Genomic DNA, 13,536 nt, shown 5'->3' on the forward strand with positions numbered 1-13,536 from the left:
GCGTTCGTTGTCCGAGAACATGTCCACCGCTCCCGTCGACGAGGAGTTCTCCTCGCCGCACGCCATCCAGGCCAAGTGGCAGAAGTACTGGGCGGAGCACGAGACGTTCCTCACGGGCGGAGACGAGGACACGCGACCGCGGCGCTACGTGCTGGCCATGTTCCCGTACCCCTCCGGCGACCTGCACATGGGGCACGCGGAGAACTACCTGTACTCCGACATCGTCGCCCGCTTCTGGCGTCACCGCGGTCACAACGTCCTGAACCCGATCGGCTGGGACTCCTTCGGACTGCCCGCGGAGAACGCCGCGATCCGCCAGGGTGCGGACCCGCGCGAGTGGACGTACCAGAACATCGCGCAGCAGAAGGTGGGCTTCCAGCAGTACGGCGTCTCGTTCGACTGGAGCCGGGTGCTGCACACGTCCGACCCCGAGTACTACCGCTGGAACCAGTGGCTCTTCCTGAAGATGTACGAGCGGGGCCTGGCGTACCGGAAGAAGAGCCCGGTCAACTGGTGCCCCAATGACCAGACCGTGCTGGCGAACGAGCAGGTCATCGACGGCCGCTGCGAGCGCTGCGGCTACGAGGTCGTCAAGAAGAAGCTCACCCAGTGGTACTTCCGCATCACCGATTATGCGGACCGCCTGCTGGACGACCTGAACCAGCTCGAGGGGTTCTGGCCGCACAAGGTGCTGCAGATGCAGCGCAACTGGATCGGCCGCTCCGTCGGCGCCGACGTCGACTTCCGTATCGAGGGGCGTGAGGAGCCGGTGACGGTGTTCTCGACCCGCCCGGACACCCTGCACGGTGCGACCTTCTTCGTCGTCGCCCCGGACGGCGACCTGGCCGCTGAGATCGCCGCGGATGCCGAGCCCGAGGTGCGTGAGCGCTTCCAGACATACCTGGCGGAGGTGCAGAAGACCACGGACATCGACCGGCAGTCCACCGACCGCCCGAAGACGGGGGTGTTCCTGGGCCGGTACGCGATCAACCCGGTCAACGGCGAGAAGCTGCCGATCTGGGCCGCCGACTACGTGCTGGCCGACTACGGGCACGGCGCCGTCATGGCCGTTCCCGCGCACGACCAGCGTGACCTGGACTTCGCGCGGGCGTTCGACCTGCCGGTGAAGGTCGTCGTCGACACGACCGCCCCGGTCACCGGAGCCATGCCGGTCATCGAGGTGGACGAGGACGGCGTCCCCGTTGATGCCGATGCCGCCCTCGACGAGCAGAACCCGGCGAAGACCGGCGTCGCGCTCACCGGCGAGGGGCGCATGATCAACTCCGGAGCGCTGAACGGACTGTCGAAGCGCAACGCGATCGCCCGCGCCATCGAGCAGCTGGAGGCCTCAGGCACCGGCCGCGCGGCGAAGAACTACCGCCTCCGCGACTGGCTGATCTCGCGTCAGCGGTTCTGGGGAACGCCGATCCCGATGCTGCACGCTGAGGACGGCCGGATCATCCCCGTGCCGGAGGACCGGCTGCCGGTGAAGCTGCCGAGTGTGGAGGGCCTGGACCTCAAGCCGAAGGGCACGTCGCCGCTGGGCGGTGCGGAGAGCTGGGTGCGCACGACCGACCCGGAGACCGGCGACCCGGTGCTGCGCGATCCGGACACGATGGACACCTTCGTCGACAGCTCCTGGTACTTCCTCCGCTTCCTGTCGCCGAACAGCGACACGATGGCGTTCGACCCGGCCCAGGCGGCGCGCTGGGCGCCGGTCGATTCGTACATCGGCGGCGTCGAGCACGCGATCCTGCACCTGCTCTACGCCCGCTTCATCACGAAGGTCCTGTTCGACATGGGACTGATCGACTTCACCGAGCCGTTCTCCAACCTGATCAACCAGGGCATGGTGCTGCTCGACGGGCAGAAGATGTCGAAGAGCAAGGGCAACCTGGTGCTGTTCCAGGAGGAGCTCGACGCCCACGGCGCCGACGCTCTCCGCGTCGGGCTGGCCTTCGCCGGTCCGGTGGAGGACGACAAGGACTGGGCCGACGTCTCGATGACCGGTGCGCAGAAGTTCCTTTCGCGCGCCCTGCGTATCGCCCACGAGGTCGCCAGCCCGGTCGACGTGGTCTTCGACGGCGGCGACGCGGCGCTGCGGCGTGCGACCCACAAGCTGCTCGCCGAAGCGCCCGCGCTGGTCGAGCAGACGAAGTTCAATGTGCTCGTCGCCCGTCTGATGGAGCTGGTCAACGTGACCCGCAAGACGATCGACGGCGCTTCCGGTGCCGCCGACCCCGCCGTGCGCGAGGCCGCGGAGACCATCGCCGTCATGCTCGACCTCATCGCCCCGCACACCGCGGAGGAGATGTGGGAGATCCTGGGGCACGAGCCGTCGGTCGGACTCGTGTCGTGGCGCTCCGCCGACCCTGCGCTTCTCGTGGAGGACACCGTGACCGCGGTCGTCCAGATCGGCGGCAAGGTGCGCGCGCAGCTCGAGGTGCCGGCACGCATCGGCGAGGCCGAGCTCGAGGCGCTGGCGCGGGCCGACGAGCGGGTCATCCGCTCGATCGGCGACCGCGAGATCGTCAAGGTCGTCGTGCGGGCCCCGAAAATCGTCAGCATCGTCGTCAAGGGCTGAGGCACCCGGGCGTCGAGGTCCCTCTCCGACGTGACGACCTGACCGACCCGCTGCGTGCGCCCTTCTGCACGGTCGGTGGTGCACGAGGGGTTGTCCACGACGCCCGGGCTTTCAAGCCCGGGAGGGGTGCGGTGGACGGTTACCGTGGCCAGATGACCCCGTCCCCGCCACCACCCCCGTCTCATCGCGGGTTCCGTCTCGGGCTCGGCGCCGCGGTGGTGCTGGCGATCGTCGTGCTGGCCGTAGCCGTCGGGCTCGGCCTGCTGCGGGAGCAGCCCGCGTCCGTCGATTCCGTTCCCCTGGTGCAGAGCTCGGCGTCGGTGGCCCCCGCTGCGGCCGAGACCTATGTGCACGTGCTCGGGGCGGTGGCCCGGCCGGGTCTGTACGTCCTGCACGCAGAGGCTCGAGTCGTCGATGCTCTCGCGGCTGCCGGCGGGGCGACGGACGCGGCCGATCTTGCGGGAGTGAACCTCGCCCGTCCGGTGGAGGACGGCGAGCAGATCGTCGTGCCGGTGGCGGGTACGGTAGCTGACCCCGTGATCCCGCCTCCCGATGACGGGACAGTGGACCTAAACAGCGCTGATCAGGCGGCGCTGGAAGAGCTTCCGGGCATCGGGCCGGCGCTCGCTCAGCGCATCATCGCGTGGCGTGAAGAGAACGGTCGATTTCAGGCGGTGGACGACCTTCTGGCCGTTCCCGGGATCGGGGAGAGGGTCCTGGAGGGGTTGCGTGACGGCGTCAGGGTGTGAGGGCTGACGGCGTTTGATAGCGTCGCGAGGTGAGCAGTCCGCCGCCCGAGTCCGACTCGGCACCAGCCCCAGCATCCCGCGGTCCGCGCAATGGCGGTGCGGGAGAGCCGCCCTCGATCGTCAAGCCGTGGGTCAGCATCCTCCGCTTCGTCATCGGCCTCGTCATCGTCGGCGTGGCCGTGGGCGCGCTGCTGCTCTGGGCGCTCGAGCCGTCGTCGAACGACGGAGCCCCGCAGTTCGTCGCCCTCGTCGGCATCCCCCTGACTGTCACCGCCCTGACGATTCAGATGGTCGCGCGCAACTCCTTCGCGAACCGTCGCACCCGCTTCGACTTCCTCTGGTGGCTGTTCGCCGTCCTGCCCGCGGGGCTGCTCGCGGTCTCTCTGCCCTCGATCCTCGCCAACCCAGGGTACTTCGGGGCGGCGTCCACGGGCGAGGTCCTCGGGGTCCTCGCCATGAACGTCGTCTTGGTCGTGCTGGGATACGGCTTCGGTGCCCTGGCGTGGTTCTTCGTCGTCTGGCCGCTGTTCCATCTCGTGGGCACCCTGATCCGCGTGTTCCGCGGTGAGAAGCACGCCGCGGCGGGGCTGATCATGCCGCTCGTTCTCCTGACGCTCTCGGGGGTCATCCTCGTCGGCGCAGGTGCGCTGGATCTCAGCGATGCGGGCCCTGGACGCTTCGCGTGGCCGCAGATCCTCCTCGCGCTCCTCGGCATCCCCGGAAGCTACGGTGTGGAGTCGGAATTCGCCCTGTGGATCGTCCGTCTGCTGATACTCAGCGTCGTGCTGCTCTTCTTGATCCCTTGGCTGCTCTCACGCCGCGAGACTCGATCCGCACGGGCCGAGTGAGAGCCGGCTATCCCTGCGGGTCGCAGGTCAGCGTGGCATCCGTGATCACCTGGGTCGCCAGCTCCCGCTCGGACTCGAGCGGATCGCGTCCGTCGACCAGGAGCTGGACGCTCTCGTCGGACAGCTCGGAGTCGTAGACGTACTGCCCGACGCAGGGATAGAAGTCCGGCATGTCGTCATAGGTGGTGAGGCCGTTCGAACGGTTGATCTCCTCCGCGGACGCACCGATCTCCTCGGGTGTCGGACGGCTCTCACTTGTACTGCCCGGCGTGTCCGACGGCGCGGCGGTGGCCGGGGGAGCGTTTTCGGCGGGCGACGAGTCGTTCAGTGCCGACGAGGTCAGCACGAGGGACACGACGAGCACGGTGACTCCGATCACGGCGCCGACGACGGACACGACCATGCCGACGATCGACGGCCACTTCGCTGCGTTCTTCGTGAACAACCCGATGAGCGACACGACGAACCCGGCGAGCAGGACGACCGCACCGACCACGAAAAGCACCGGAAAGCAGGCGAGAACGGTGCCGATGACGGCCAGACCCAGTCCGATGAACCCGAGGATCGGTGTCGCCCGGGAGCCGGCGTCAGGGGTATCTTGCGCCGGGGTGGCAGAGGAGTACGTCGGCGCCTCGAGTCGGGGCTGAGAGGAGCTCGTCGCGCCCGCAGCGGGGGCGTAGGCGTCGGTCCACCGTGCTCCGTCCCACCAGCGCTGACGCCCGGAACCATCGTCGTACCACCCAGCCGGCACATTCATGCGCACTCCTCCTCGTCGCTGCGGCCCTTGCCACGCCAGTACTCACGCTACTCAATGGCTTCCGCCGATGCCGTCCTCTGCCCGGTCGTGTCTGATGCCAGCCGTCAGCCCACCGCCGGAAAAGCGCTCCTCCACATTCCGACCGCGAGACAGGTTCTCCTCGGCTCCTGCTCGCGAGGGTCAGGGCGGTCGGAGCGGGCGAATGGGCGACTTTAGCGTGATCGGATGGATGAGCCGCAGCGTTCCTCCCCGGGGTCGGAATGGGGACCCGGGTGACGCGCGATCTGCGCCTGCTGCCGGTGGCGGTCGGTGCATGGGGTGCGGCCCTGGTCTGCGTGTTCGCGCCGGGAGCGGCGGCGTGGCTGGCGGGTGGCTGCCTGGCATCCGCGCTCGTGATCGGCGTCATGATCGCGAGCGGGCGTCACGCAGCCGTGGCGGTCAGCGGACTGGTCATCGTGGTCCTCGCGGCGGCGGCAGCCGTGGCGCTCACCGTGTCCGCGCAGTCGACGAGCCGCGAGACCGTGCGCGGATGGGGTGGCAGAGTCGTCGAAGCGGTCGGTGAGGTGTCGTCCTCGGCGACCGTGGGGCGGGATGGGCGCCTGTGGATGGAGGTGCAGCTGAGCGGCATCGGTTCGCCGGGCGCCGTGGAGCCGGCTGCCGGTCCGGTGCGCATCGGGATCGAGCGCGGTGAGGGGTTCGTCCTCGGTGCGGAGGTGCGAGTGACCGGCGAGAGCGCAGCAACGGACCCGGGGGAGCGGGCGGTGCTCGTCGTCTTCGTCACTGCGGCAGACGTGGAACGGCCCGCGTCGGGCGTCTTCGGACTCGCTGCCGACCTCCGCCGGTCGTTCGTCGAGCGCGCGACGCGACTCCCGGAACCCGGTGCGGGACTCCTTCCCGGGCTCGCTGTGGGGGACACCACCGCCGTTCCGGTAGACCTCGACGCCGATATGCGGATGAGCGGCCTCAGCCACCTCACGGCCGTGTCAGGGGCGAACTGCGCAATCGTCCTCGCCGCGGTGTTCGGAATCGTCGCGCTCTGCGGGGGGGATGCGGGCGCTGCGGGTCCTGCTCGCCGCCGGCGCGCTGGCGGCCTTCGTGGTGCTCGTGACGCCGGAGCCGAGCGTGGTCCGGGCTGCCGCGATGGCCGCAGCGGGCATGCTGTCGATCCTGCTCGGGCGTCCGAGCGCGGGGGCTGGAATCCTTGCGCTCAGCGTCACCGCTCTCCTCGTGGCCGACCCCTGGCTCGCATCCACGCCGGGGTTCGCTCTGTCTGCGGTGGCCGCCGGCGCGCTCATCCTGCTCGCCCCTGCCCTGGCGAACGGGATCGCGCGAGGGGTGCCTCGTCCGCTGGCCCTCGCGATCGCGGTGCCGCTGGCGGCGCAGCTCGCCTGCGCCCCCGTGATCGCGCTGTTCGCGGAGCAGGTGTCGCTCGTCGCCGTGGTCGCGAACCTCCTCGCCGAGCCGGCCGCTCCGGTCGCGACGGTGATCGGGCTCCTCGCGTGTCTGGCCGCGCCGCTTCCCGCCGTGGCCGACGTCCTGTCGGCCTCGGCATGGCTGCCGTCAGCCTGGATCGCGATGGTGGCTCGGGTCACCGCCGGGCTTCCCGGTGGGCAGGTACTGCTGCCGGCTGGCCTCGGCAGCGCGCTGCTGGTCGCCGTGGTGAGCAGCGCCATCGCCGTCATCTGCTGTCGCGGACGGTCCCGGTCTCGCGAGCCCGCAGTGACGAGGGGCACGACACGGTCGGGCCGTCTGCTCCGGTCGCGGACCGCGGGCGCGCTGCTCCCCGTGGTCCGACGCGCAGCGGCGGCGCTCCTCATCGTTGTGGCGGCCGTCGGCGTTTCCCGGGCGGTGCTCGACGGGCCGCTCGCGGCGCTGCTGACGCCGCAGGGGTGGGTCATCGCTGCGTGCGACCAGTTCTGTAGTGAAACCTAGCTGTTGTACGCCAAGTGTTGCAGACTGAGTCGTGAGTGTTGGGAAAGGACATCGTGGCAGGATGGCGCGTGCGCTGGGTCGAGCTGAACGCGGGGGGATCTTCTCACAGCGCCGAACTATGGAGTGCTACAGAGCTGATGCGCCGCGAGCGCGCCGCGGGCATCCGGTTCGGCTCCCCATTCATGACAGACCCGACGGGGATGGCCGACCCGACTTTGACTGCGTACTTCAACAGTCCGCGCTTCGCACGACTCGCGAAGTCGACCAAACTCGCCTACACGGGCGACTATGTGGTCTTCTTCAATTTCCTGTGGCAGCGAAATGAGCGACGGTGGACCGAAGCCACGGTTGGTGATGTTGAAGACTACGAAGACTGGAGGAACCGCGGTCCTAGCAACCCGCGGACGATAGGCGGGTCGAAATGGGCGCGTGAGTTGGCAGCCCTCAACCGTTTGTATAAATGGGCAGTTCAAGAGCAGGTCCTCGAGACTTCACCGATCCGTACGGTCGCCTCCCGAGGCCGGGATGGGGAGAAGATCGAGGTTGTTGAGCTCAGCCCAACGAGTCGTCGCGTCGTCGACATGAAGTGGTTAACCCCTCGTCTCGCCGAACGATGGCGAGATGTCGGCCTTAGAGGCCTTTCTCCCGATGGAAGCGTGAACCCCGCATACCGAGGACGTAACGCTGACCGGAATGCTGCCTTTTTCGATCTGCTGTTCGATTCCGGGCTTCGACTGACGGAAGCGTCGTCCCTGCTCTCGATGGAGTTACCGACGAGTGACGGTGTCAATCGCATGCGCTGGGGCAGAGTTGCTAAGGCGGCTGCGAAGAATGGTAGCGGCAGGCCTTTCGCCGTAACAGAGCGCACACTCTCCTCTATTCGTTCTTACGTGGCCACGAGCAGGGATGCCGCGGTGCGGTCAGCCCAGGCGAAGGGCCGCTTCGATGACTTGCCAGGCAAGCTTCACGTCCAGCGGATATTGCGGACCGCGAGGGGCACAAGCTTGCAGTGGTGGGATGAATCGAGTCGCGTTGTGCGCACATTGCCGGTGGACCGAATCGACGTCGAAGAGAGGATGAGACTTTTCTCGACAACGGAGCGTGGCTTGGAGCCTATGTGGCTATGGCTGTCCGAGCGCGGAACCCCTTTCCAGCCTCACTCTTGGGAAGACGTGTTCTCATCCGGGACTCTTCGATGCCAGCGAGCGCTTGGTGACGAGGCGCCGTTCTGCACACCGCACATGTTGCGGCATTCGTTCGCTCTCGTGATGCTTGTCGCGCTTCAGCATGCTTACGACGAGAGGTTTGGCCTCACGCCCGAGCAACGGCGGGATTTCGCGATCCTTTATCGAGATCCGTGGCGAATCGTCAAAGACCTTTTGGGGCACTCCTCTGAGGAGACGACACGCGAGATCTACCTCGCACCCGTGCGGGACGTGCAAGTTCGCACCCTCCTCGAGAACGGCGTAACCGCAGGAGCCGACTTCTTGCGCGCGCTTGCGGCCGCGGGAGGAAGCGTCCTCGACTTGGCAACTGATGAGTAGGGGACGGCCGGCGGCCTTGCCTGGTATCGGGAGTCATGTTCGACCCGAGAATCTCGAAGGACTTGTAGTGACGCATGTAACTGAGAAGGGAGACGCGAGTGCGAAATATGACTTCGGGGTTCTTCCATTCTCGGCCGATTTTCGGCAGGAGGTTGCGGAACTCTTCGCGGCGCGCACCTCACCGAGCGGATCGTGGCGCACCCTCGATACGAGTTCCGACGGATTCTGGGCCCTCGGATACTTTGCACGATGGCTGGCCGCTAACGGTCATGCACCATCGAGAGTGGGGGAGCTGACTCGGAGTACCTGGCAGGAGTTCCGCCTGGTAGCCAAGAGCGAGAGCTCGGCGAGCCTGTCCGCTCTGAGACTGGTGCGCATGTTTCTTCGAGATTCCGGTCTGTTGCATCCCTCGACGAGTGCAGAGGTTTCGCTTCGTATCCCCGCGGCCGCTCCGAAGGAGACCGCTTACAGCGATGAGGAGTTCCGTCGCGTGCGCACCGCGGCACGGCGCGTCTTCAGGCGAGCCCGAAAGCGCATCATGGAGAACGCAGAACACCTACGCCGTCACAGGCGGGGTGAGTTTCGCGAGGACAGCAACGACTATCTACTCGGAGAGGCACTCGAGACCATCGCGGCGACCGGGGATGCCCCGCGCAACTGGCAACACCGCGACCGCCCTGTTGCAGCAGAATACGCGGCTGTGTTGGGAGGGAACAAGCGCATCAACACCTGGATGCGACTCTACCTTGACGCTTCCGAGATCACAGCGGCACTCATTCTCATCGCGTGTAAGGAAGGCTGGAACGCCACGTCAATCGACGAACTCGAAGTCCCGACGAGAGTCGACGGCACCCCGCTGGCCGGCGACCACAGCCTCATGAGGGTCGAACTCGAGAAGCGGCGGCGGCACCAGCGAAATCGCTTCGAGGTGCGCACGCTCCGTGATACCGGCGCTGGTTCTACGGCGCGCCTGCTCACTCACATCCTGGAGATGACCCGACCGGCGCGGGAGCTGCTGGCAGCACATGGCGCCGATACTTCGCGACTGCTGATCTCTAGGAAAACACCGGTTACGCCCGACGTGCACGCAGTCTTCTCGGTAGGCGTGACGAACGAACAGAAACGCATTTTTGTGCACAGCACCGGCGTTTCCTTCAACTTGCGACGGATCCGGAAAACGGTGAACACCCGCCATCTCCGTCAGCCGAATCAGAATACCCAGGATACGCACGATAGCCAATATGTTGTCCGAGACCCCGAAGTCATTCGCAGGTCAGAGGACACAATCGCGCGAGGCCTTGAGCGCGCCGTCACTCACGCTTCGGAAGTACTTGCCACAATCTCTGATTTCGACCATGAAAGCGGCGATGAAACACCCACGGCTGAGTGCACCGACATCCTTCAGAGCCCGTTTTCGCCGTGGGGTGCGCCGTGCACTGCCTCATTTCTCCTTTGTCTTTCATGTGTGAATGCGGTAGTCATGCCAAAACACCTCGGTCGGCTAGCTCTCCTTCATGAAGCGCTCGCGAATGTGCATGGCGCGATGAGAGAAGAGGCGTGGGATCGCCAATGGGCGGTACATTTCCGGAGACTTGAGTCTTTGCGGCACGATCATTACACTGATGCTCAATGGGCTCAAGCGCTGCGGTCCGTCACCGATGTTGACCGACGCACCGTGGGGCACCTGCTTGAGGGGAGTTTGGGCGCATGATCAACTTCGAACTCATGAATTCCGACCCGCCGAGTGTGTTGCCGTCGCGAACAGATCCCATCTATGACAAAGACAAGGCGCCGTCCAAGCGTGACAAAATCCCTGAGTTCGGGGCTGCAGTGTGGCCGATTCGGTTCTTCAGTGACAATCCGTCATCGCACGATCTACGAATCAAATGGAACGGATTTCCCGCAGAATATCGGGAACATTTTCGGCTCGCAACTTGGGCGCTATTCAATCTTCCGATGCCAGCGGAGATTCTTGCGCAGCTCGGAACACGTGTTGTCAGCAGACTCAGTGCGGGGCGCATCTATCACTCGGCCGTTGATTGGCGGACGCTGGCGAAGTGGATGCGCGCCAACGGAATCGAACACGTCAGGGACCTCGATGAAGTTGCCTTGACGTCCTACGCAACATACCTTCGAGAAACGCGGCGCCTCGACAGGGGAACCATGGGGAATCACTTCATGGCTATCAACCGGCTCTGGATTATCGGTCTTCAAATCCCTGCTCTCGAATTGCGAGAAGCGCCGCCTTGGTTGACCGGCTCAAGCGATGATCTTCTGCCGGAGTCTCGAGGCGAAGCAGGTGAGAACATTACGGACCCCATCTCGACTCCGACAATCTCCGCGCTTCTGGACGCCGCACTGGCGTTCGTGAACATGGCGGGTCCAATCGTCGATGCAGTCGTATTGCAGGAGGACATCAAAAAGCATGCTAGTTTACTCCCCGAGCGTGGCGAGTACGGCGCTAACAAGAGGCTCGCCCAGTATGTCGCGGAACTGCGGGAGTCGGGTTCGCCGATTCCTCTAAAGGAGCATCGGGGACGGCGCATCATCGATGCTCCGTATCTGGCCCTGCAGTCGGGACTGTCTGTAGGCGTCGTGCAAAATTGGGCGTTAACCAAGTCTGCGCGTGAACTGGCTAGAGCGGCTGGCGAGGTCGTCCACGTCGACCTCGGCGATGGCAAACTCGCCCCGCTGAAAGTACCCTTGTCCAGGGTCGTGACCTATCGTCGCCTTCTCGAAACTGCTTGCTTCATCACGATTGCGTACCTCACGGGCATGCGGCCGGGCGAGGTGCTCGCGCTTGAATCTGGTGTCTTGCATCCTTCCCAGCGAGGTGGATGGATGCTGATTAGGTCGAGAGCCTTCAAACCAGTCCGCGACGATGATGGTAACCATGACAGCCGAGGGCGCACACGAGCTGCGCCCTGGGTCGCAATCACTCCCGTGGTGCAGGCGATACGCATACTCGAGCGACTAAGTCCACTGAGTGGGCTGCTGTTCCCATCGAAGCATCATGTCAAGAATGCGGGGCGCTCGACGAGCCCCAACACAATATCCAGAGGCATTCAATTCTTCATCAAGTACGTCAACGCGAGTGGCAACCGGCGAATTCCAGACGATCCCCTTGGTCCCGTCAATCCGCTTCGCCTCCGCCGCACGCTAGCGTGGCACATTGCAAATCAACCCGGCGGGCTCGTCGCCCTTGCCGTGCAGTATGGACACCTGCGTACCGCTATCTCCGAAGGCTACGCCAGTCGCGTGCGCAACGGTATACACGATTTGATAGACTTCGAAACCGCGCGGTCCATAGCACTACGCCTCAGCGAGATGTCAGAGGCGGCTGATGCTGGTGAAGAGATTTCCGGTCCAGCAGCCTTCAGGCTTGCAACGGCATTGCGCGAACGAAACGCTGGATTTCCAGGCCTGGTGACCAGTCAGCGCCAAGCAAGTCTGTTGTTGAGTAATCCGGACCTGACGATTTTTGACAGTGACGACGCTCTATTCGTGTGTGCTTTCGACCGTGACACCGCACGATGCTTGAGTGACACTGAGGAAGCATTTGCTCCGCGCATAGATCTGTGTCATCCGAATTGTACAAATATTGCTCGTATGGATCGGCATGCAACACGACTGCGCTTGTCCGCAACACGTCTCCGCGGTGATGCGGAAGTGCTACCAGCGCCAGCGGCAGAACGACTTCGGATTCGCGCGAGCGAACTAGATCAAGTAGCACAAATGCACGATGAACAGCGTCGCGCGATTGGAGAATACGATGACTCCGCCGGATGAGCGTCGGATGATTCGCGACGCGATGGACCGTCTGCTGACAGGGAATGTTCTCCGCTCCACTGGCGCACTAACAATCGTGAGCCTCGCCCAGGAAGCTGGAGTCAAGCGCCATTTGCTGACGCACCGCCATACAGATCTGAAGGATGAGTTCTACGCCAAGGTTCGGGCGCAGGGCAAGGTGCCGCAAAGTGAAGTCGCACTACGAGACCGCGTCAAGGCGCACGATGAGTCGCTCGAAGAGCTGCGAACTACAGTAAGGCAACTTCGGTCCGAGAACGAAGCGTTGCGAAGGATGAATAATGTGTTGGCTATCGAGAAGGCTGGAGCTGAGGAGGCGCTCAAAGAGGTCCTAGGTGGAGGCGTGACTTCGATTTTCCGAAAAGGCGGCGGGCGGTAAGTCGAGAGTCCGTGCGTCAACCTAGGACGGGGCCCAGAACACGTGTCGGCTGACGACACACCGAGAACCTGAGCCGTTCGTGTAGCGCACACAGATTCGAGAACCATCGGGCATTCGATTACTTGCCTTGTATGAAAGTTGATGGCCACATCCTACGGCGGGCGAACGTTGCACTCCGGCCTGAAGTGCTACGGCATGGGCACGCTTCGGCTGAAAGACACCTGCGGCATTCCGCGTTTCGGGAACCACGCAGGCGGCGTGACGCTCAACGGGAAGTTCGACAGCCAGTGGAACGAGCGCTGGTCCACCCCGTCGTGCTTCGGGAGGGCGTCAAGCGTGGTCACGGCAGTGCCGGTCGAGTCGAGGACGGTCAGCTGAGGGAAGACCTGCTGGGCGATGTAGGAGGACTGGCCCATCATGCCCGTCGACTATGCCGGCTTCTGGCTCAAGCCGTACGGCTTTCTTGATGCGAACCCGGCCATTGATATCCCGGAGTCCAGTCAGGCGCACGGCCACTCGAATGAGGCAGCCGACGGCGGCTGCGGCCAGGGAGCGAACTGCATCTGCGGTTGACGCGAGACGGGCACCGAACCTCAGCCGAAGTACTCTTTGCGGTTGGCGGAGCGAGCGTGACGCTTCCACCCATTCACCGCCGAGCTCTGTGAAGCCCCGGAACCCGTCCGACCGCACTCGCACGTCCAGACGACGCGTGGGCGTCCTTGGCGATCCTCCCCGCCGCCCACGTCGATGATCTGATGCATGACTACAGCATGCTCCGGGATTCGGACATCGCCGGCATCGCACAGTAGCGGTCACCTCCTCGAGGGTGGGCCACTAGGCCAGGGACCGCGACATCCCCGGCCTAGTGGTGTGGTCACGAGGAGGTCGTGACCCACGGGGCGACGGCCACCGACACAGCGGCAACCAACAGCGCGA

At 64.8% G+C, this 13,536-nt stretch carries 10 protein-coding genes and 1 pseudogene; 9 read left to right on the plus strand and 2 right to left on the minus strand.

Features of this window, described 5'->3' with window-relative positions; all coding sequences use genetic code 11:
- Positions 1 to 19: 19 nt before the first annotated feature.
- The 3 genes from leuS (at position 20) to CYL12_RS02650 (ending at position 4,181) form a co-directional block, all read left to right on the plus strand.
- Positions 20 to 2,584, plus strand: a complete 2,565-nt coding sequence (gene leuS / locus CYL12_RS02640) for a leucine--tRNA ligase (RefSeq protein ID WP_101845286.1) — start codon at positions 20 to 22, stop codon at positions 2,582 to 2,584.
- Between the two features lie 152 nt (positions 2,585 to 2,736).
- Positions 2,737 to 3,333, plus strand: coding sequence for a ComEA family DNA-binding protein (locus tag CYL12_RS02645; protein WP_101848641.1), 597 nt, complete (start codon positions 2,737 to 2,739; stop codon positions 3,331 to 3,333).
- Between the two features lie 29 nt (positions 3,334 to 3,362).
- On the plus strand, positions 3,363 to 4,181 hold the full coding sequence (locus tag CYL12_RS02650) for a hypothetical protein (RefSeq protein WP_101845288.1): 819 nt from the start codon (positions 3,363 to 3,365) through the stop codon (positions 4,179 to 4,181).
- Between the two features lie 7 nt (positions 4,182 to 4,188).
- Here CYL12_RS02650 and CYL12_RS02655 read toward each other — a convergent pair whose 3' ends face one another.
- The gene (locus CYL12_RS02655; protein ID WP_101845290.1) at positions 4,189 to 4,938 is read right to left on the minus strand and encodes a DUF2510 domain-containing protein; all 750 of its coding nucleotides are present in this window, start codon (positions 4,936 to 4,938) and stop codon (positions 4,189 to 4,191) included.
- Positions 4,939 to 5,891: 953 nt separating this feature from the next.
- Between CYL12_RS02655 and CYL12_RS17390 the strand changes: the two are divergent.
- The 5 genes and pseudogenes from CYL12_RS17390 (at position 5,892) to CYL12_RS17080 (ending at position 12,600) form a co-directional block, all read left to right on the plus strand.
- Positions 5,892 to 6,870 (plus strand): annotated as a pseudogene (locus CYL12_RS17390) (ComEC/Rec2 family competence protein).
- Between the two features lie 68 nt (positions 6,871 to 6,938).
- Positions 6,939 to 8,414, plus strand: coding sequence for a tyrosine-type recombinase/integrase (locus tag CYL12_RS02665; protein WP_158297073.1), 1,476 nt, complete (start codon positions 6,939 to 6,941; stop codon positions 8,412 to 8,414).
- Between the two features lie 376 nt (positions 8,415 to 8,790).
- Positions 8,791 to 10,125, plus strand: coding sequence for a hypothetical protein (locus CYL12_RS17070; RefSeq protein WP_199399176.1), 1,335 nt, complete (start codon positions 8,791 to 8,793; stop codon positions 10,123 to 10,125).
- On the plus strand, positions 10,122 to 12,203 hold the full coding sequence (locus CYL12_RS17075; RefSeq protein WP_158297077.1) for a site-specific integrase: 2,082 nt from the start codon (positions 10,122 to 10,124) through the stop codon (positions 12,201 to 12,203). Before CYL12_RS17070 ends, CYL12_RS17075 begins: the two co-directional genes overlap by 4 nt.
- Complete coding sequence (locus CYL12_RS17080) at positions 12,157 to 12,600, plus strand: hypothetical protein (RefSeq protein ID WP_199399177.1); 444 nt, start codon at positions 12,157 to 12,159, stop codon at positions 12,598 to 12,600. The genes CYL12_RS17075 and CYL12_RS17080 overlap by 47 nt, the downstream gene beginning before the upstream one ends.
- 188 nt (positions 12,601 to 12,788) lie before the next feature.
- On the opposite strand, the gene CYL12_RS02675 is transcribed toward CYL12_RS17080, so the two are convergent.
- Positions 12,789 to 13,019 (minus strand): hypothetical protein, encoded by a 231-nt coding sequence (locus CYL12_RS02675; protein WP_158297079.1) that lies wholly within the window; start codon positions 13,017 to 13,019, stop codon positions 12,789 to 12,791.
- Here CYL12_RS02675 and CYL12_RS17085 point away from each other — a divergent pair.
- Entirely contained in the window at positions 13,018 to 13,173 is a 156-nt protein-coding gene (locus CYL12_RS17085) for a hypothetical protein (RefSeq protein WP_158297080.1), read from the plus strand. The genes CYL12_RS02675 and CYL12_RS17085 overlap by 2 nt on opposite strands.
- The last annotated feature ends 363 nt before the right edge of the window (positions 13,174 to 13,536 follow it).

It is taken from the genome of Zhihengliuella sp. ISTPL4, assembly GCF_002848265.1.
Taxonomy (GTDB): Bacteria; Actinomycetota; Actinomycetes; order Actinomycetales; family Microbacteriaceae; genus Microbacterium.

Coding starts and splice junctions, on each gene's coding strand:
- CYL12_RS17075 (WP_158297077.1), top strand. CDS start 10,122: ATGATCAACTTCGAACTCATGAATTCCGACCCGCCGAGTGTGTTGCCG.
- CYL12_RS02655 (WP_101845290.1), bottom strand. CDS start 4,938: ATGAATGTGCCGGCTGGGTGGTACGACGATGGTTCCGGGCGTCAGCGC.
- CYL12_RS17080 (WP_199399177.1), top strand. CDS start 12,157: ATGAACAGCGTCGCGCGATTGGAGAATACGATGACTCCGCCGGATGAG.
- leuS (WP_101845286.1), top strand. CDS start 20: ATGTCCACCGCTCCCGTCGACGAGGAGTTCTCCTCGCCGCACGCCATC.
- CYL12_RS17085 (WP_158297080.1), top strand. CDS start 13,018: ATGCCCGTCGACTATGCCGGCTTCTGGCTCAAGCCGTACGGCTTTCTT.
- CYL12_RS02675 (WP_158297079.1), bottom strand. CDS start 13,019: ATGATGGGCCAGTCCTCCTACATCGCCCAGCAGGTCTTCCCTCAGCTG.
- CYL12_RS02645 (WP_101848641.1), top strand. CDS start 2,737: ATGACCCCGTCCCCGCCACCACCCCCGTCTCATCGCGGGTTCCGTCTC.
- CYL12_RS17070 (WP_199399176.1), top strand. CDS start 8,791: ATGTTTCTTCGAGATTCCGGTCTGTTGCATCCCTCGACGAGTGCAGAG.